At 62.0% G+C, this 17,525-nt stretch carries 16 protein-coding genes; 5 read left to right on the top strand and 11 right to left on the bottom strand.

Features of this window, described 5'->3' with window-relative positions:
* Positions 1-10 precede the first annotated feature (10 nt).
* The 10 genes from astD to acs form a co-directional block, all read right to left on the bottom strand.
* Positions 11-1,474 (bottom strand): succinylglutamate-semialdehyde dehydrogenase, encoded by a 1,464-nt coding sequence (gene astD, locus ABI582_RS18590; protein WP_442119900.1) that lies wholly within the window; start codon positions 1,472-1,474, stop codon positions 11-13.
* Positions 1,475-2,503: an arginine N-succinyltransferase gene (astA, locus tag ABI582_RS18585; protein ID WP_016498492.1), complete on the bottom strand. Its 1,029-nt coding sequence runs from the start codon at positions 2,501-2,503 to the stop codon at positions 1,475-1,477.
* Between the two features lie 78 nt (positions 2,504-2,581).
* Positions 2,582-3,601: an arginine/ornithine succinyltransferase subunit alpha gene (aruF, locus tag ABI582_RS18580; protein ID WP_442119899.1), complete on the bottom strand. Its 1,020-nt coding sequence runs from the start codon at positions 3,599-3,601 to the stop codon at positions 2,582-2,584.
* A gap of 135 nt (positions 3,602-3,736) precedes the next feature.
* The gene (locus ABI582_RS18575) at positions 3,737-4,957 is read right to left on the bottom strand and encodes an aspartate aminotransferase family protein (protein ID WP_442119898.1); all 1,221 of its coding nucleotides are present in this window, start codon (positions 4,955-4,957) and stop codon (positions 3,737-3,739) included.
* A gap of 530 nt (positions 4,958-5,487) precedes the next feature.
* Positions 5,488-6,468, bottom strand: a complete 981-nt coding sequence (gene argR / locus ABI582_RS18570) for a transcriptional regulator ArgR (protein WP_338744818.1) — start codon at positions 6,466-6,468, stop codon at positions 5,488-5,490.
* 98 nt (positions 6,469-6,566) lie between these two features.
* The gene (locus ABI582_RS18565) at positions 6,567-7,331 is read right to left on the bottom strand and encodes an ABC transporter ATP-binding protein (RefSeq protein ID WP_019472961.1); all 765 of its coding nucleotides are present in this window, start codon (positions 7,329-7,331) and stop codon (positions 6,567-6,569) included.
* Between the two features lie 22 nt (positions 7,332-7,353).
* Entirely contained in the window at positions 7,354-8,052 is a 699-nt protein-coding gene (locus ABI582_RS18560) for an ABC transporter permease (protein WP_086976446.1), read from the bottom strand.
* Entirely contained in the window at positions 8,049-8,738 is a 690-nt protein-coding gene (locus tag ABI582_RS18555) for an ABC transporter permease (RefSeq protein WP_016498487.1), read from the bottom strand. The genes ABI582_RS18560 and ABI582_RS18555 overlap by 4 nt, the downstream gene beginning before the upstream one ends.
* A gap of 88 nt (positions 8,739-8,826) precedes the next feature.
* Entirely contained in the window at positions 8,827-9,612 is a 786-nt protein-coding gene (locus ABI582_RS18550) for an ABC transporter substrate-binding protein (protein ID WP_258653564.1), read from the bottom strand.
* A 514-nt stretch (positions 9,613-10,126) separates the two neighbouring features.
* On the bottom strand, positions 10,127-12,088 hold the full coding sequence (gene acs / locus ABI582_RS18545) for an acetate--CoA ligase (RefSeq protein ID WP_442119897.1): 1,962 nt from the start codon (positions 12,086-12,088) through the stop codon (positions 10,127-10,129).
* A 398-nt stretch (positions 12,089-12,486) separates the two neighbouring features.
* Between acs and ABI582_RS18540 the strand changes: the two genes are divergently transcribed.
* Entirely contained in the window at positions 12,487-12,741 is a 255-nt protein-coding gene (locus ABI582_RS18540; RefSeq protein ID WP_003254526.1) for a DUF2790 domain-containing protein, read from the top strand.
* A gap of 151 nt (positions 12,742-12,892) precedes the next feature.
* Here ABI582_RS18540 and ABI582_RS18535 read toward each other — a convergent pair whose 3' ends face one another.
* Complete coding sequence (locus ABI582_RS18535; protein ID WP_258911631.1) at positions 12,893-14,452, bottom strand: sigma-54-dependent transcriptional regulator; 1,560 nt, start codon at positions 14,450-14,452, stop codon at positions 12,893-12,895.
* 256 nt (positions 14,453-14,708) lie between these two features.
* Between ABI582_RS18535 and phhA the strand changes: the two genes are divergently transcribed.
* From phhA to ABI582_RS18515, 4 genes are all read left to right on the top strand, one after another.
* Complete coding sequence (phhA, locus tag ABI582_RS18530; protein ID WP_016498483.1) at positions 14,709-15,497, top strand: phenylalanine 4-monooxygenase; 789 nt, start codon at positions 14,709-14,711, stop codon at positions 15,495-15,497.
* A gap of 40 nt (positions 15,498-15,537) precedes the next feature.
* Positions 15,538-15,894 carry a 4a-hydroxytetrahydrobiopterin dehydratase gene (locus ABI582_RS18525; RefSeq protein WP_003254532.1) on the top strand — a complete coding sequence of 119 codons (357 nt, stop codon included), beginning with the start codon at positions 15,538-15,540 and terminating at the stop codon, positions 15,892-15,894.
* A gap of 190 nt (positions 15,895-16,084) precedes the next feature.
* A complete protein-coding gene (locus ABI582_RS18520; protein WP_016488505.1) occupies positions 16,085-16,213 on the top strand; it encodes a hypothetical protein in 129 nt (42 codons plus the stop codon).
* A gap of 90 nt (positions 16,214-16,303) precedes the next feature.
* Positions 16,304-17,491 carry an MFS transporter gene (locus ABI582_RS18515; protein WP_442119896.1) on the top strand — a complete coding sequence of 396 codons (1,188 nt, stop codon included), beginning with the start codon at positions 16,304-16,306 and terminating at the stop codon, positions 17,489-17,491.
* Positions 17,492-17,525: the final 34 nt, after the last annotated feature.

Genomic DNA, 17,525 nt, shown 5'->3' with positions numbered 1-17,525 from the left:
TGACCTGTTGTTATAGGGTGACGCCCGGCGTCAGGGTGGCCGGCAAGGCAAGGCTGGCAGTCTCCAGCGAAGCCACGGGATAAGCGCAGTAGTCAGCCGCGTAATAGGCACTGGCGCGATGGTTGCCACTGGCACCCACGCCACCGAACGGCGCGCTGCTGGCAGCGCCGGTCAGTTGCTTGTTCCAGTTGACGATGCCCGCGCGGCTGCGCAACCAGAAGTACTGGTAGCGGGCACGCGAGTCTGAGAGCAAGCCGGCGGCCAGACCGTACTGGGTGTTGTTGGCTTCATCGATGGCGGCATCGAAGTCGGCATAACGAATCACCTGCAGCAGCGGGCCGAAGAACTCTTCGTCCGGGCGCTCGGCCACGCCTGTGACATCGACAATACCCGGGGTCAGTAGCGCGGCATCGGCCTGCGGCTGGGTCATTTCCAGCAGCTTCACGCCACCTTTGGCGGCCAGTTCGACCTGGGCGGCAATCAGCGCCCGCGCCGCCTGCAGCGAAATCACCGAGCCCATGAACGGCGCTGGCTGTTGATCGAACGCACCCACCGTGATGGTCTTGCACACCTCGACCAGGCGCGCGATCAGCGCATCGCCCCAGGCGCCCTGCGGCACCAGCAGGCGACGCGCGCAGGTGCAACGCTGGCCGGCAGAAATGAACGCCGACTGGATAATGGTGTACACCGCGGCGTCCAGGTCTTTGACCTCGTCTACCACGAGCGGGTTGTTGCCGCCCATTTCCAGGGCCAGGATCTTGTCCGGGCGGCCGGCGAACTGCTGGTGCAGCAAGTTGCCGGTGCGGCTGGAGCCAGTGAAGAACAGGCCATCGATCCCCGGGTTGGCGGCCAGCGCCACACCGGTTTCACGCGCGCCCTGCACCAGGCTCAGCACACCCGCTGGCAGGCCGGCGGCGATCCAGCAGTTGACGGTCAGTTCGGCGACTTTGGGCGTCAGCTCGCTGGGCTTGAACACCACGCAGTTACCCGCCAACAGCGCCGGCACGATATGGCCATTGGGCAGATGACCGGGGAAGTTGTAGGGGCCGAACACCGCCACCACGCCATGGGGCTTGTGCCGCAGCACGGCCGTGGCGTCGGCCAGCGGGCCGCTCTTTTCCCCGGTGCGCTCGCGGTAGCTTTGTACCGAGATCGCCACCTTGTTGATCATGCTGGTGACTTCGGTTGCCGATTCCCACAGCGGCTTGCCGGTTTCCTCACCGATGCACTGGGCCAAGGCTTCGGCATGCGTTTTCAGCTGCTCGGCAAACTTCTCCAGCACATCGATGCGCGCTTCCAGGCTCAGTTGCGCCCACGCCGGAAAGGTCTGGCGCGCTGCCTGCACGGCGGCGTCCACCTGGCTGGCGTCAGCGCCCTGCCCTTGCCAGATGACAGCCTGGGTCACCGGGTTCAGCGACTGCAGGGGTTCGCCCTGCCCCGCCAGCCAGTTGCCTGCGATGTAATGTGTGGTCATTTACTGGGCCTCCCGGCTGGCCGACAACGGTACGGCACGCACATTGTCGCCGGCGCCCATGCGCAGGCGCTTGGCGGTCAACGGGTCGACCACCAGGGTACCGGCGGCCAGCCGCGCAGGCGCGGCAGTGATGCGGCAATCGTCGCGTTTGCGGTTGTGGATGATGTAAGGGGTGGCGTCGTCGCCCGGCGTGCCCACCGCCAGCACCAGCGTCTGGCTCTCGCGCACCGCGCGGATCTTGGCGGTATCACACTCGATGGCCGGGCCTGCGTCGAAGATGTCGACATAGCCCTGGTAGTTGAAGCCTTCCTGCTTGAGCATGGCCAGCGCCGGCTCGGTGTCGACGTGCACGCGGCCGATCACGTCGCGCGCCGCCTCGGACAGGAAGCAGGTGTACAGCGGGAACTTGGGCATCAGTTCGGCGATGAACGACTTGTTGCCAACACCGGTCAGGTAATCCGCCTGGCTGAACTCCATCTTGAAAAAATGCCGGCCAAGGCTTTCCCAGAAAGGCGAACGCCCCTGCTCGTCGGACATGCCGCGCATTTCGGCAATGATCTTCTTGCCAAACAGCTCCGGGAACTCGGCAATGAACAGCATCCGCGCACGCGACAGCAGGCGGCCATTGAGCCCGGAGCGGTGATCGCTGCGCAGGAACAGCGAGCACAGCTCGGAGTTGCCGGTCAGGTCGTTGGCAAGGAAAAGTGTGGGGATTTCGCGATAGATCTTCAGCTCCTGCGAGGCGCTGACGGTGAGGCCGACCCGATAGTTGTACCAAGGCTCGCGCAGGCCGACGGCACCGGCGATGGCACTGATGCCGACCACCAGGCCTTCGTCGTTTTCCAGCACGAACAGGTAGTCGGTGTCGCCACGCTCGGCTTCGCCACGGAAGCTCTTTTCCGCCCAGCCAACGCGATGCCCCAGGCGTTCTTCGTTGGCCGGCAGCGTGGTCAGCCCGGTGGTGCCGGTGCTGCGTGCCAATTCGATCAACGCAGGCAAATCGCTGCTGCGTACAGGACGAACGATCATGCTATCTCCTTGTGCGGCGGCGTTGGCCGGCGCAAAACTCTTCTAACGCATCAATCCCGAAACGTCTGTTACCAGACCTCAGACCGCGACCAGGCGCACGCTGCCACCCTCGCCCACACCCAGCGCGTCGGCCGCAGCCACGCTCAGGCACACCGGTTTGCCGGGCACCCAGTCGAGGTCCAGCAGCACCGCGCGGTAATCCTGCAACTGGCTATTGCACACCAGGTACGGGCGCCCGCCCTTGCCCGGGGCGTCCTCGATTTTCACCGGCGCCGACCGGCTCTGGGCAATCGAGCGAATACCCGAGGTGCGCGCATGCAGGGTCGGGCCACCGTCGAAGATGTCGATGTAGTGCTCGGTTTCAAAGCCTTCGCGCATGAGGATGTCGAAGGTGATCTGCGCGCGCGGGTGCACCTGGCCCATGGCTTCCTGCGCCTCATCGGGCAGCAGCGGCACGTAGATCGGGTAGTGCGGCATCAGTTCAGCGAGGAAGGTACGGCTCTTCAGGCCACACAGGCGCTCGGCGTCGGAGTAGTTGAGGTCGAAGAAATTGCGGCCGATGGCATCCCAGAACGGCGATTCACCATTCTCGTCGCTGTAGCCGACGATTTCGGTCACTACCGAGTCGGCGAAACGCTCCGGGTGCGCCGCCATGAACAGCAGGCGACCGCGCGAATTGAGCTCGGCCCAGCCACTGTTCACCAGCTCCGGCAATACATAGAAGCTGGTCAGCAGGCTGTTGCCGGTCAGGTCATGACACAACGACAGCACGTGGATCTTGTTGTGGATCTTCAGCTCGCGCGAGGCGTGCACGAAGGTCTCGTTGCGAAAACTATAGAAAGGCTCGGAATACCCAGCCGAAGCGACAATCGCCGAGCAGCCGGCCAGCTTGCCGGTCTCGCTGTCTTCGAGCACAAAAAAGTAGCTTTCCTCGCCGTTGAAGCTGACCTCGGCGGCGAAGGAAGTCTCGGAAGCGGCGATCTTGTCGCCCAGGCGAGCAGCGTCGTCCGGCAGCGAGGTGACACCAATGGGGCTGTCTGCAGCCATGCGCTGCACTTCGTTCAGATCAGCCATTTGCGCGGGGCGCATCACCAGCATGGTGTCACTCCTTTGGAATACGGGCCGCTCACGGCGGCACGGAAAAACGGCAGGTACACGGGCACCTGCAGTGGAATCGGGTATCGCCGGCCAGGCCCGCCAGGGGCGCGGGCCGGCGACGGGACCGCAGGCGAATCAGCCTTTGGTCAGGGTGGCCACGGCGCGCTCGAAGCGGTCCAGGCCTTCGTCGATGTCGGCGTCTTCAACCACCAGGCTTGGCGCAAAACGCACCACGTCCGGGCCGGCCTGCAACACCATCACGCCTTCTTTCTCGGCGGCGTTGAGCACGTCCTTGGCCTTGCCCTGCCAGGCCTCGGTCAATACGCAGCCGAGCAGCAGGCCGACACCACGCACCTGGGAGAACAGGCTGTACTTCTGGCCGATCTGTTCCAGGCGGGCCTTGAAACGTGCGTGCTTGGCCTTGATGCCGGCCAGGGTTTCAGGGGTATTGACCACATCCAGCACCGCGCAGGCGACCGCGCAGCCCAGCGGGTTGCCGCCGTAAGTGGTGCCGTGGGTGCCGACGGCCAGGTGCTTGGCTAGTTCGGTGGTGGTCAGCATGGCGCCGATAGGGAAGCCACCGCCCAGGCTCTTGGCACTGGTCAGGATGTCGGGCGTCACGCCGTAGTGCTGGTAGGCATACAGCGAACCGGTACGGCCCACGCCGGTCTGCACTTCGTCGAAGATCAGCAGGGCGTTGTGCTCGTCGCACAGCTTGCGTGCGCCTTCCAGGTAGGCCAGGTCGGCCGGTACCACGCCGCTTTCGCCCTGGATCGGTTCAATCACCACGGCGCAGGTCTTGTCGGAAATCTGGGCTTTCAGTGCTTCCAGGTCGTTGTACGGCACGTGGCTGATGCCGGTGATCTTCGGGCCGAAACCGTCGGAGTACTTCGGCTGGCCACCGACGCTGACGGTGAACAGGGTACGGCCGTGGAAGCTGTTCACGGTGGCGATGATTTCGTGCTTTTCCGGGCCAAAGCGGTCATGGGCGACGCGACGGGCCAGCTTGAACGCGGCCTCGTTGGCCTCGGCGCCGGAGTTGCAGAAGAACGCCCGATCGGCAAAGGTGGCGTCCACCAGCTTGTGGGCCAGGCGCAGGGCCGGCTCGTTGGTGAAGACGTTGGATACGTGCCAGAGGGTGTTGGCCTGGTCGGTCAGGGCCTTGACCAGCGCCGGATGGCAGTGGCCCAGGGCGTTTACCGCGATGCCACCGGCAAAGTCGATCAACTCGCGACCCGACTGGTCCCACACACGCGAACCCTCGCCTCGCACAGGAATGAAGGCCGCCGGAGAATAGTTGGGGACCATGACCTGGTCGAAATCGGCACGTTGCACCGGGGCTTGCTCAACGGACATCTGAGTCTCCTGAAGAGGAACGCTGGCCTGGAAGTGGGCGAGCGATGGGGGGATTGTAAGGACTGATCCGCGCCTGTCCTTGCGGCCAAGCGACAACTTGTTACAGCGCAAAACCCAGTTTTGACAAGGCTTTCGGCAATGCGACAAACACTGTCGCAATAGCGCAGTGTACGGGAGAGAGGATGCTGGGTGAACGGGTGTTCACATAGGTTTGTGGGTGACGGGGATGTTCGGCGATGTTGATGTGTTGCCTGTGAGATCGAGCGCCGCCCGCGCGGCGCTTCGCAGCACAAGGCTGCTCCTACATCTGTTTCGGGCCAATTATTCCTGTGGGTATTGCGCGCGAACGCTTTGGTGCATGGCTCGATATCGCGTCAGGCAAACAAAGCGGTCGCGTGCGTTGGTGCAGGCGTGACTGGCCGGAAACAGATGTAGGAGCAGCCTTGTGCTGCGAAGCGCCGCGCGGGCGGCGCTCGATTTCCGCCCCACCATCACCCCCAAGGCATACACCCCAGGCCCCACGCATCATGTCAGCCCTTTTCGGCAGGCGCCGAGCTCAGCTCGAACGGGCTGCTGCTACGCCGCTGATTCCGGTCTTCCCGCGGCGTGGCGCCAAAGAAGTTGCGATAGGCACTGGAAAAATGCGGCCCCGAGGAGAAGCCACAGGACAAGCCGATCTGGATGATCGACTTGCTGGTCTGCATCAGCATCTGGCGCGCCTTGTTCAGCCGCAGCTCCAGGTAGTACTGGCTCGGCACGCGGTTCAGGTACTGCTTGAAGATGCGCTCCAGCTGCCGACGCGACACGCACACATGCTGGGCAATCTCGTCAGTGGTCAGCGGCTCTTCGATGTTGGCTTCCATCAACAGCACCGCCTGGGTCAGTTTGGGATGGCTAGAACCCAGGCGGTTCTGCAGCGGAATGCGCTGACGCTCGCCACCCTCGCGGATGCGCTCCACCACCAGCTCCTCCGACACTGCCCCCGCCAGTTCCGCCCCGTGATCACGGGCCAGCACTGCCAGCAACAGGTCGGCCACGGCGATGCCGCCACAGGCAGTCAGGCGATCACGGTCCCAGTCGAACAAGTGACTGGTGGCAATGACCTTGGGGAAGCGTTCGGCAAAATCGTCCTGCCAGCGCCAGTGCACCGCAGCCCGGTAACCGTCGAGCAGGCCCAGCATCGCCAGCGGATAAACCCCGGCAGCCAGGCCACCGACCATGCAGCCACTGCGCGCCAGTTGCTTGAGCGCAGTCGACAAGGCAGCCCCTACCGCCGCAGGCGGCTCGTCAGCGAGCAGGAACAGTTTGTGGCAACCCTCCAGGCGGCCGGCCCACGGCTCGCCCGGCAGGCGCCACTCCCCCTCTGGCGCGGACTCCGCCTGCAGGAAGGCCAGCTCGTAGACCACATCCGGATGCACCCGCTGCGCCACCTGCAACACTTCCTCGGCCAGCGCCAGGGTCAATGGCCTGGTGCTGGGCCAGATGAGAAAACCGATTCGCTGGGTGGTCATAGGGTGCGGTCCGAAACCTGAGGTCGTTCGAGTCTGTGCGCCGGGTCAGGCTGTGCTCGCAGCGCAGCATGCCCTATTCTGGTGCAAAAATGCAGCTTTTACTTCAGGCTGCCGGAGAGGAACTGCTTCAGGCGCTCCGACTGCGGGTTAGCCAATACTTCGCGTGGGCAGCCCGCCTCTTCCACCAGGCCTTTGTGCAGGAACACCAGCTGGTTGGAGACCTCGCGGGCAAAGCCCATTTCGTGGGTCACCACCACCATGGTCCGGCCTTCCTGAGCCAGCGCCTGCATGACCTTGAGCACATCGCCCACCAGCTCCGGGTCGAGCGCCGAAGTCGGCTCGTCGAACAGCATAACCTCTGGCTCCACGGCGAGGGCCCGGGCAATTGCCACACGCTGTTGCTCGCCACCCGACATATGCCCGGGGAAGGCGTCTTTACGGTGGGCGACCCCCACCTTTGCCAGGTAGTGCTCGGCCTTTTCAAGGGCTTCTTTCTTGTTCATGCCCAGCACGTGTACCGGAGCCTCGATCACGTTCTCCAGCGCCGTCATGTGCGACCACAGGTTGAAGTGCTGGAACACCATCGACAGGCGCGAGCGCATGCGCTGCAGCTGGCGCGGGTCGGAGGCCTTCAGCGCGCCGTCCTTGCCGGCGACCAGCTTGAGCTCTTCGTTGTTGAGCAGGATCTTGCCGGCGTGCGGCTGCTCCAGCAGGTTGATGCAGCGCAGGAAGGTCGACTTGCCCGAACCACTGGAGCCGATGATGCTGATGACGTCGCCAGCCTTGGCCGCCAGGGACACGCCCTTGAGCACTTCATGGCTGCCGTAGCGCTTGTGCAGGTCTTGGACTTCGAGTTTGTACATGCTGTCGATTCTCACAAAGCGGTCAGTGCTTGCGCGGCGCCAGGTAGCCGAGCCAGCGGCGTTCGGCCATCTTGAACAGGCGCACCAGGATGAAGGTCAGGCACAGGTAGAACACGCCCGCCGTGATGTAGGCCTCGAAAGGCAGGTAGTACTGGGCATTGACCGTGCGTGCTGCACCGGTGATGTCGATCAGGGTGACGATCGACGCCAGGCTAGTGGTCTGCAGCATCATGATCACTTCGTTGCTGTACTGCGGCAGCGCCCGGCGCAGGGCCGACGGCAGCAGGATGCGCCGGTACATCTTCATGCGCGACATGCCCATGGCCTTGGCCGCCTCGATCTCGCCATGGGGCGTGGCCTTGAGGCTGCCGGCGATGATTTCTGCGGTGTAGGCACTGGTGTTGACACCGAACGCCAGGCAGGCGCAGAACGTGGCGCTGGACAGCAGCGGCCAGAGGAAGCTTTCACGCACCGCCTCGAACTGCGCCAGGCCGTAGTAGATCAGGAACAGCTGCACCAGCATCGGCGTGCCGCGGATCACGTAGGTGTAGAGCCACGCCACGAGATTGACCACAGGCTGCTTCGACACGCGCATCAGGCCCAGCGGAATGGCCGCCAACAGGCCGAAGAACAGCGAAATCGCCAGCAGCTTGAGGGTGGTCAGCAGGCCGCCGAAGTACAACGGCAATGCCTCCCAGACGACGTTGTAGTCGAAGATCATAGTTCAGCCACCTTGACGCCCACCGAGTAGCGGCGCTCGAGATACTTCAGGGCCAACAGCGAGACGCTGGTCAGCACCAGGTACAGGGCCGCCACCGCCAGGAAGAAGGTGAAAGGCTCGCGGGTGGCATCGGCCGCCTGCTTGGCCTTGAACATCATGTCCTGCAGGCCGACGACCGAAATCAGCGCGGTGGCCTTGGTCAGCACCAGCCAGTTGTTGGTGAAACCCGGGATCGCCAGGCGAATCATTTGCGGCACCTGGATGCGGAAGAACACCTGACGGTTGCTCATGCCATACGCCACGCCCGCTTCGGCCTGGCCCTTGGGAATACCGAGGAAGGCACCGCGGAAGGTTTCCGACAGGTACGCGCCAAAGATGAAGCCCAGCGTGCCGATACCCGCCGCCAGCGGGTTCAGGTCGATGTAGTCTTCGTAGCCGAGCAGCGGTGCCACCCGGTTGATGATGTCTTGCCCGCCGTAGAAAATCAGCAGGATCAGGACCAGGTCCGGAATACCACGGATAACGGTGGAATACAGATCGCCCAGCCAGGCCAGCCAGCGCACCGGCGACAAGCGCAGCGCCACACCGATCAGGCCGAGCACGATGGCCAGGGCCATCGACGACAGGGCGAGCTGCAGCGTCAGCCACGCCCCGTCGAGGATGACTGCCCCGTAGCCTTTCAACATGATGAGGTCCTCGACCTAGAGAATGAAAAATGGTGCAAACCTCAGAGCCTCTGCTGTTTGCACCATTGCACAGGTGAAACCCGACGTCTTAGTTCGAGTCTGGACCGTAGATATCGAAGTTGAAGTACTTCTTCTCGATTTCTTTGTACTTGCCGTTGGCACGGATGGCGTCGATGGCCGCGTTGATGCGCTCGACGTTCGCCTTGTCACCCTTGCGCACGGCAATGCCGATGCCGTCACCGAAGTACTTGGCGTCTGTGAAGGCCGGGCCTACGAAGGCGAAGCCCTTGCCGGCGTCGGTCTTGAGGAAGCCGTCTTCCAGCAGGGTGGCGTCAGCCACGGTACCGTCTAGACGGCCGGCTGCCACGTCCAGGTAGATTTCGTTCTGGGTGCCGTAAGGCACCACGGTGGCACCTTTGGCGCCCAGCACTTCCTTGGCGAAGCGGTCATGGATCGAGCCGCGCTGCACGCCGATCTTCTTGCCTTTGAGCTCATCCAGGCTTTCGCTGACAGCGGTGCCGTCCTTCATCACCAGGCGCGCCGGGGTCAGGTAGTAGCGCTTGGTGAAGTCCACCGACTTCTTGCGGTCTTCAGTGATCGACATGGACGACAGAATGGCGTCGATCTTGCGCACTTTCAGCGCCGGGATCAGGCCGTCGAACTCCTGCTCGACCCAGGTGCACTTGGCTTTCATCTGTTCGCACAGGGCGTTGCCGATGTCGTAGTCGAAACCGGCGATGCTGCCATCGGGCTGCTTGAAGGCGAAGGGTGGGTAGGCAGCTTCAATGCCGATTTTCAGGGGCTTTTCATCGGCCTGCGACACCAGGGAAAACACAGACAGCGCCAGGGCGCCAAACAGTGCGAGCTTCTTCATCAGGTAACTCCATCGGTACGGGGCAATACAAGGCAGGTAACAACTGCCCGATATGCGAATGGGTACAACGCGAGCCGCGCAGGGTTCGACCAAGGTCGCAGACCACGAGCGAGTGAGTGGCATTTTAGCGACAGCCCGGTAGTCGATATTTCTTCAAAGCGACAACTACTTACAGAAGCGCTTGAAACCGCTGCGGGCGATGTTGACAGCCAGTGCAAAATATGCAAAAGCGCAAGAAATAGAACCTATAGACCTAGCAATTCCTGGGCCTATTATTGGCAAAGCCTTGTACTACGGCAAGTGTAGCGTGCTGCGTTGCACAAAATGGCTACGAGAATGCACCGAAACAGGCCTGATTTGTTTCTTCGCGCCCCGAACTTGTGCAGGACCGGTGACAGAACAGTTACCGATGAATGTCGGGTAACAGTAAAGCAAAAACCCCGCCGGTTGCCCGGGCGGGGTTTTCTGACGCATACACACCCCCTGTAGGAGCGGCCCGCGCTCTGCCTCGATATCAGGCCGAAGCCAGGTTCATGGCCTTGTGGGTATCGATCAGGTGTTGCACCACTCCCGGGTCAGCCAGGGTCGATATATCACCCAGCGCATCGTACTCACCGGTGGCAATCTTGCGCAGGATACGGCGCATGATCTTGCCCGAACGGGTCTTCGGCAGCCCCGGCGCCCACTGGATCACGTCCGGCGAGGCAATCGGGCCGATTTCCTTGCGCACCCAGTTTTTCAGTTCCAGGCGCAGTTGCTCACTGGCCTCGATACCGGAATTGAGGGTGACATACACATAGATGCCCTGGCCCTTGATGTCGTGCGGCACACCAACCACTGCAGCCTCGGCAACTTTCGAATGCGCGACCATGGCGCTTTCGATTTCGGCAGTACCCATGCGGTGACCGGAGACGTTGAGCACGTCATCCACACGACCGGTGATCCAGTAGTAGCCATCTTCGTCGCGGCGCGCACCGTCGCCGGTGAAGTACATGCCACGGAAGGTCTTGAAGTAGGTGTCGACAAAGCGGTCGTGGTCGCCGTACAGCGAACGCGACTGGCCTGGCCAGGAGTCGAGGATCACCAGGTTGCCTTCGGCCGCACCCTCGATCAGGTTACCCAGGTTATCCACCAGGGCGGGCACCACACCAAAGAACGGGCGGGTTGCCGAGCCCGGCTTGAGGCCGGTGGCACCCGGCAGCGGGCTGATCAGGATGCCGCCGGTTTCGGTCTGCCACCAGGTGTCGACGATCGGGCAACGCTCCTTGCCTACAGTCTTGTAGTACCAGTTCCAGGCTTCAGGGTTGATCGGCTCGCCCACCGAGCCAAGCAGACGCAGGCTGGAACCATCGGCGCCTTCAACAGCGGCCTGCCCTTCGGCCATCATCGCGCGAATGGCGGTTGGCGCGGTGTAGAGGACGTTGACCTTGTGCTTGTCGACGATCTTCGAGACGCGGGTAATGTCCGGGTAGTTCGGCACGCCTTCGAACAGCAAGGTGGTGGCGCCGTTGGCCAGCGGGCCGTAGACGATGTAGCTGTGGCCAGTGACCCAACCGACGTCGGCGGTGCACCAGTAGACCTCGCCCGGGCGGTAGTCGAACACGCGCTCGTGGGTCAGCGCGGCATACACCAGATAACCGCCGGTGGTGTGCAGCACACCCTTCGGCTTGCCGGTGGAGCCGGAGGTATAAAGGATGAACAGCGGTTCTTCAGCACCCATTTCTTTTGGTGCGCAGTGGCTGGAGGCCACTTTCATCAGGTCTTCGTACCAGATGTCGCGGTGCTGGTGCCAGGCAATATCACCACCGGTGCGCTTGCACACGATGATCTTCTGCACGCTTTTGGTTTCAGGGTTGGTCAGCGCCAGGTCGACGTTGGCCTTGAGCGGGGTACGACGGCCGCCACGCACGCCTTCGTCGGCGGTGATCACCACCTTGGACTCGCAATCGATGATGCGGCCGGCCAGCGCTTCAGGGGAAAAACCACCGAACACCACCGAGTGGATCGCACCAATACGGGCACAGGCCAGCATGGCGACCACGGCCTCGGGGATCATCGGCATGTAGATGGTGACCACGTCACCACGGTGCACGTCCTGGCCACGCAGGGCGTTGGCGAACTTGCAGACCTGCTCGTGCAGTTCACGGTACGTGATGTTGCGGTGTTCGGAAGGGTCGTCGCCTTCCCAGATGATGGCCAGCTGATCACCGCGCTCTTCGAGGTGGCGGTCCAGGCAGTTGGAGGAAACGTTCAGAGTGCCGTCTGCGAACCATTTGATATCGACGTGATGGTCGTCAAAGGAGGTTTGCTTGACCTTGGTGAACGGTTTGATCCAGTCGATACGCTGGGCCTGCTCGCGCCAGAAGCCGTCCGGGTTGATCACCGATTTCTGGTACATGGCCTTGTAAGTGGCCTCGTCGGTCAGGGTAGTGGCCGCAACCTCGGGACGAACGGGATACAGTGGAGCCGCACTCATCTGTGTTACCTCGGTGTAATAGTTGTTTTTGTATGGAACCGTTTGTAACTGTACCAGAGCGACAAAAGCCATTCGACGTTGGTAGTAATTTGGTACGCCCGTTCCGGCAAAGCCCTCTAGCTCGGGCATTACAGCCCATGGGGGAAAAAAAAGATGGGGGTTAACACGGGATTGTTACAGATTCTGTCAAAACACTTTATCAAAAGACCCACTGTTTCGGCCTTGGCCAGCGCCATAAAATTCACCTTGCCAGCAACGGCAAGGCGATTAACAACTGGTAACAGCCCCCACGAAGGCAAGCGTTAATCTCCATCTCATCCCGATAGTTAAAACTAGCAATACTCGCGGCGCCATAAGCGCCGCGTGCCCCCTCACGACCTTAGACAGGTAAATAGAAAATGAAAGCTTTACTGGTATTGGTACTTGGCAGTCTTTGCGGCGCGGCGATGGCCGGCGAAGCCAAAGATGCCGAGCAGATTCCGGTTGAACAGTACAGTTACTCGCAGCACCTGGACATTGCCCGCGTCATTTCCATGAGCGAAGTGCCCAATGTGTGCGAAGTCGTGCCAGCCCGCATGACCTACGAGGACTCCCAGGGCCAGAAGCACATTCTCGAATACCGCGTGATGGGGAACGGCTGCTCCAACGGCTGATACCTTATGAATTGGGGGCCCTGCGGGCCCCTTCGCGGCACAAGGCCGCTCCTGCAGGTATTGCGCAATCCTCAAACCCGCGCCGTACCTGTAGGAGCGGCCTTGCGCCGCGAAAGGACTGCGAAGCAGTCCCAAGTTCTTTGCCTGACAACTAATCCGCAGACTTGCCAAGCGAATAATCTCTTAACTTGTTGGCAATTGTCGTGTGCGAAACACCCAATCTTTTCCCCAAAGCCCGACTACTCGAAAACTCCCCCATCAAACTTTCAAGTACCGCCTTTTCAAAGCGCCCGACAATCTGCGAAAGATCGCCTTCCAGCGAAAACTCACCCAGCGGTTGCCGCGCGCCATAATCCGGCAAGCGAATATGCTCGCTTTTGACCACGCCGCCTTCACATAAAGAAACCGCCTGGAACAATACGTTTTCCAACTGCCTTACATTACCCGGCCAATGGTATTGCCCAAGTTTTTCCATTGCGGCCGGCGCCAGGCGCGGCATGGCGCAGCCAATCTGCCGGCTGGCCTGATCGAGAAAGTGCTGTACCAGCCCTTCCAGCCCATCCATGCACTCACGCAAAGGCGGAATGTGCAGCGACAATACATTGAGGCGGTGATACAGGTCCTGGCGAAACTCGCCACGGGCACACAGCTCGGACAAATCCACCTGGGTCGCGCAAATAACCCTCACATCCAGGTATACCTCTTCATCGCTGCCTACCCGGCGGAAGCAGCCGTCCTGCAGAAAGCGCAGCAGCTTCACTTGCAGGCGCGGGCTCATCTCCCCTACCCCATCAAGAAACAGCGTGCCGCCAGCGGTCAGCTCCAGCAGCCCCAGCTTGCCCTCGGCCCGTGCCCCTTCAAATGCCCCGGGGCCGTAACCGAACAGCTCGGTCTCGGCCATCGACTCTGGCAACCCGGCGCAATTGAGCGCCATCAGCGGCGACTGGCCGCGCGGGCTGGCCAGGTGGCAGGCGCGCGCCAGCAGTTCCTTGCCGGTACCGGTCTCGCCTTCAATCAGCAAGGGAGCATCCAGCGGTGCCATGCGCCGCGCCTCACGCACCACGGCGGCCATCACCCGCGAGCTCTGGAAGATGCTGTCGAAACCGCGCAGTTCCTGCTTGCGCACGTTATAGATACGCTCGCCGATGCGGTCGGCCCGGTGCAGGGTGAGTACCGCGCCCGCCAACGCCTCACTGTCATCGTGCTCGGACTGCAGCGGCGCGATATCGGCCAGGAACACATCGCCCTTGACCTTGATACGCATGCCGTTGATGCGCGACTTGTTGGCCCGCACCAGCTCTGGCAGGTCAAAGTCCTCCACATAGCGCGCCAGCGGCATGCCCGGCACCTCGTCCACTCGCACCCCCAGCAGCTGCGCCGCGGTGCGGTTGGCGGCGACGATACTGCCGCCCATGTCGATCGACAGCACCGGAAAATCCAGCGCGCCCAGCAGTGCGTTCAGCTCCATGTGCCGGCGCTCGCTGGGCATCAGCCCCACGCGCTTGACGCCGAATACCCCGGCAATCGCCTCGAACTTGGGCCGCAATGCCTGGAACTGCAGGTTGATCAGGTTCGGGCAATGCAGGTAGATGGCGTTGCCGTGGTCACCGCCCACCTCGCCGCGCAGCACGTTGATGCCGTACTCCACCAGCAGGTTGAGGATGTCGCGCAGGATGCCAATACGGTTCTGGCAATGCACTTTGATACGCATGAGGGCTCTCGAAGCGCCAATGTTTTTCAACACCGCGCAGAAAAATCGTAAAGATAAGCTGACAAAAACCGCGCAACCATCAGCCAGATGCCCCGGATTTTCCGACACCTACTCGATTTTGTAAAATTATCGTTACGAAAGTGAGGGTGTCGAGCAACGACAAGCCCTGCCATCCATCGTGCAAACCGACCCGGGTGGGGATATTACTTAGGCATGTCCTGCACATAACAAGAAAAGCCCTCACCAGGAGAGCCTCATGAAACAGACGCAATACGTGGCACGCGAGCCCGATGCGCATGGTTTTATCGATTACCCGCAGCAAGAGCATGCGGTATGGAACACCCTGATCACTCGCCAGCTGAAAGTGATCGAAGGCCGCGCGTGCCAGGAATACCTGGACGGCATCGACCAGCTCAAGCTGCCCCATGACCGTATTCCGCAGCTGGGCGAGGTCAACAAGGTGCTGGGCGCCACCACCGGCTGGCAAGTTGCCCGGGTACCGGCACTGATCCCCTTCCAGACCTTCTTCGAACTGCTGGCCAGCAAGCGCTTCCCGGTTGCCACCTTCATCCGTACCCCGGAGGAGCTGGACTACCTGCAAGAGCCCGATATCTTCCACGAAATCTTCGGCCACTGCCCCCTGCTGACCAACCCATGGTTCGCCGAATTCACCCACACCTACGGCAAGCTCGGCCTGGCTGCGACCAAGGAACAACGCGTGTACCTGGCGCGCCTGTACTGGATGACCATCGAGTTTGGCCTGATGGAAACCCCGCAGGGTCGCAAGATCTATGGCGGCGGCATCCTCTCGTCGCCCAAGGAGACCGTCTACAGTCTGTCTGGCGAGCCCGAGCACCAGGCTTTCGACCCGATCGAGGCGATGCGCACGCCGTACCGCATCGACATCCTGCAGCCGCTGTATTTCGTGCTGCCGAACATGAAGCGCCTGTTCGACCTGGCCCACGAAGACATCATGGGCATGGTCCATAAAGCCATGCAGCTGGGCCTGCACGCGCCGAAGTTTCCACCCAAGGTCGCCGCCTGAACGACCTTGCCGATAACAACTCGAACTGGAAAGACACCCCATGAATGCCTTGAACCAAGCCCATTGCGAAGCCTGCCGCGCCGATGCCCCGAAAGTCACCGACGAAGAGCTGGCCGAGCTGATTCGCGAAATCCCGGACTGGAACATCGAAGTACGTGACGGCCACATGGAGCTTGAGCGCGTGTTCCTGTTCAAGAACTTCAAGCACGCCTTGGCGTTCACCAACGCCGTGGGCGAAATCGCCGAAGCCGAAGGCCACCACCCGGGGCTGCTGACCGAGTGGGGCAAGGTCACCGTGACCTGGTGGAGCCACTCGATCAAAGGCCTGCACCGCAACGACTTCATCATGTGCGCGCGCACCGACAAAGTGGCTGAAACGGCAGAAGGCCGTAAGTAACCACTGAAAAATGGGGCCCAGGCGGCCCCATTTTTTATGGGAAAAATGTGCGCTGTTCGCCCGCAAAACCGACAAGCGACCGGTAAAAAATCCAAACTGTCATCCAGACTTGTGTATCCTGCCCCAGCTTTGCGAAGCTTCAACCGCGCCTGGCGCAGACTTTTCACTCACACTTGCGAGGAACGACGAGATGCACGAAATCCCGAATCTTCCCTTCCCAAGCTTGAACCCAGAAGAGCCATCCGTGACCGTTCACGCCGAACCGGCAGCAGCCGTCGAGCAGGATGGTGACGATCAATCCAGCGCTGACCAGGAATAACTGCGCATCCCCGACTGTGTGAAAACGGCTGACCTGCGGGCTACCCCCGTCATCACGTTTTCACACCGTCCTGAACACATGTAGGTCCCCATGCCCGACTCACCGCGCCCCCTTGCGGTCACCCTGCAAGTCATCTCCATCGTCCTCTTCACCTTCATCGGCTACCTGAACATCGGCATTCCACTGGCCGTGTTGCCCGGCTATGTGCATAACGACCTGGGTTTCAGCGCCGTGGTCGCTGGCCTGGTGATCAGCGTGCAGTACCTGGCCACCTTGCTCAGCCGCCCCACCGCCAGCCGCATCATCGACAACCATGGCAGCAAGAAAGCCGTCATGTATGGCTTGGTTGGCTGCGGGCTTAGCGGGGTGTTCATGCTGGCCTGCGCCTTCCTCACCCACCTGCCCTGGCTGAGCCTGACCTGCCTGCTGGTTGGCCGCCTGGTGCTGGGCAGCGCCGAAAGCCTGGTGGGCTCGGGCGCGATTGGCTGGGGCATCGGCAGGGTGGGCGCCGATAACACCGCCAAGGTCATCTCCTGGAATGGCATCGCCAGCTATGGCGCACTGGCCATCGGCGCGCCACTGGGTGTGCTGATGGTCAAGGGCCTGGGGCTGTGGAGCATGGGCGTCAGCATCATCCTGCTGTGCGCCCTCGGCCTGCTGCTGGCGTGGCCCAAACAAGCTGCGCCCATTGTCAGCGGTGTACGCCTGCCGTTCCTGCGGGTGCTGGGCAAGGTGTTCCCGCACGGTTCGGGACTGGCCCTGGGCTCGATCGGCTTTGGCACCATCGCCACCTTCATTACCCTGTACTACGCCAGCCGTGGCTGGGCCGATGCGGCGTTGACCCTGAGCCTGTTCGGCGCCAGCTTCATCAGCGCGCGATTGCTGTTCGGCAACCTGATCAACCGGATTGGCGGGTTCAGGGTGGCGATTGCCTGCCTGTCGGTGGAAACACTCGGGCTGCTGATGCTGTGGCTGGCCCCCAGTGCCGAACTGGCATTGGCGGGTGCAGCACTGAGCGGGTTCGGTTTCTCGCTGGTGTTCCCGGCATTGGGCGTGGAGGCGGTGAACCAGGTGTCGGCGGCCAACCGCGGCGCGGCGGTAGGGGCGTACTCGCTGTTCATCGATTTGTCGCTGGGGGTGACCGGGCCACTGGTGGGCGCGGTGGCGGCGGGGTTCGGGTTTGCTTCGATGTTTCTGTTTGCGGCGGCTGCCGCGGCTTGCGGGCTGGTGTTGAGCCTGTATCTGTACAGGCAGGCGCGGAGTAGCCGCAGCCACTAACAAGCGGGGGCGCTTTGCGCCCCTTTCGCGGCAC

It is taken from the genome of Pseudomonas sp. SAS7 (assembly GCF_052112345.1).
GTDB lineage: Bacteria > Pseudomonadota > Gammaproteobacteria > Pseudomonadales > Pseudomonadaceae > Aquipseudomonas > Aquipseudomonas putida_Q.
The sequence above is the reverse complement of the archived record's forward strand: the minus strand, read 5'-3'. Positions and strand labels throughout refer to the sequence as shown.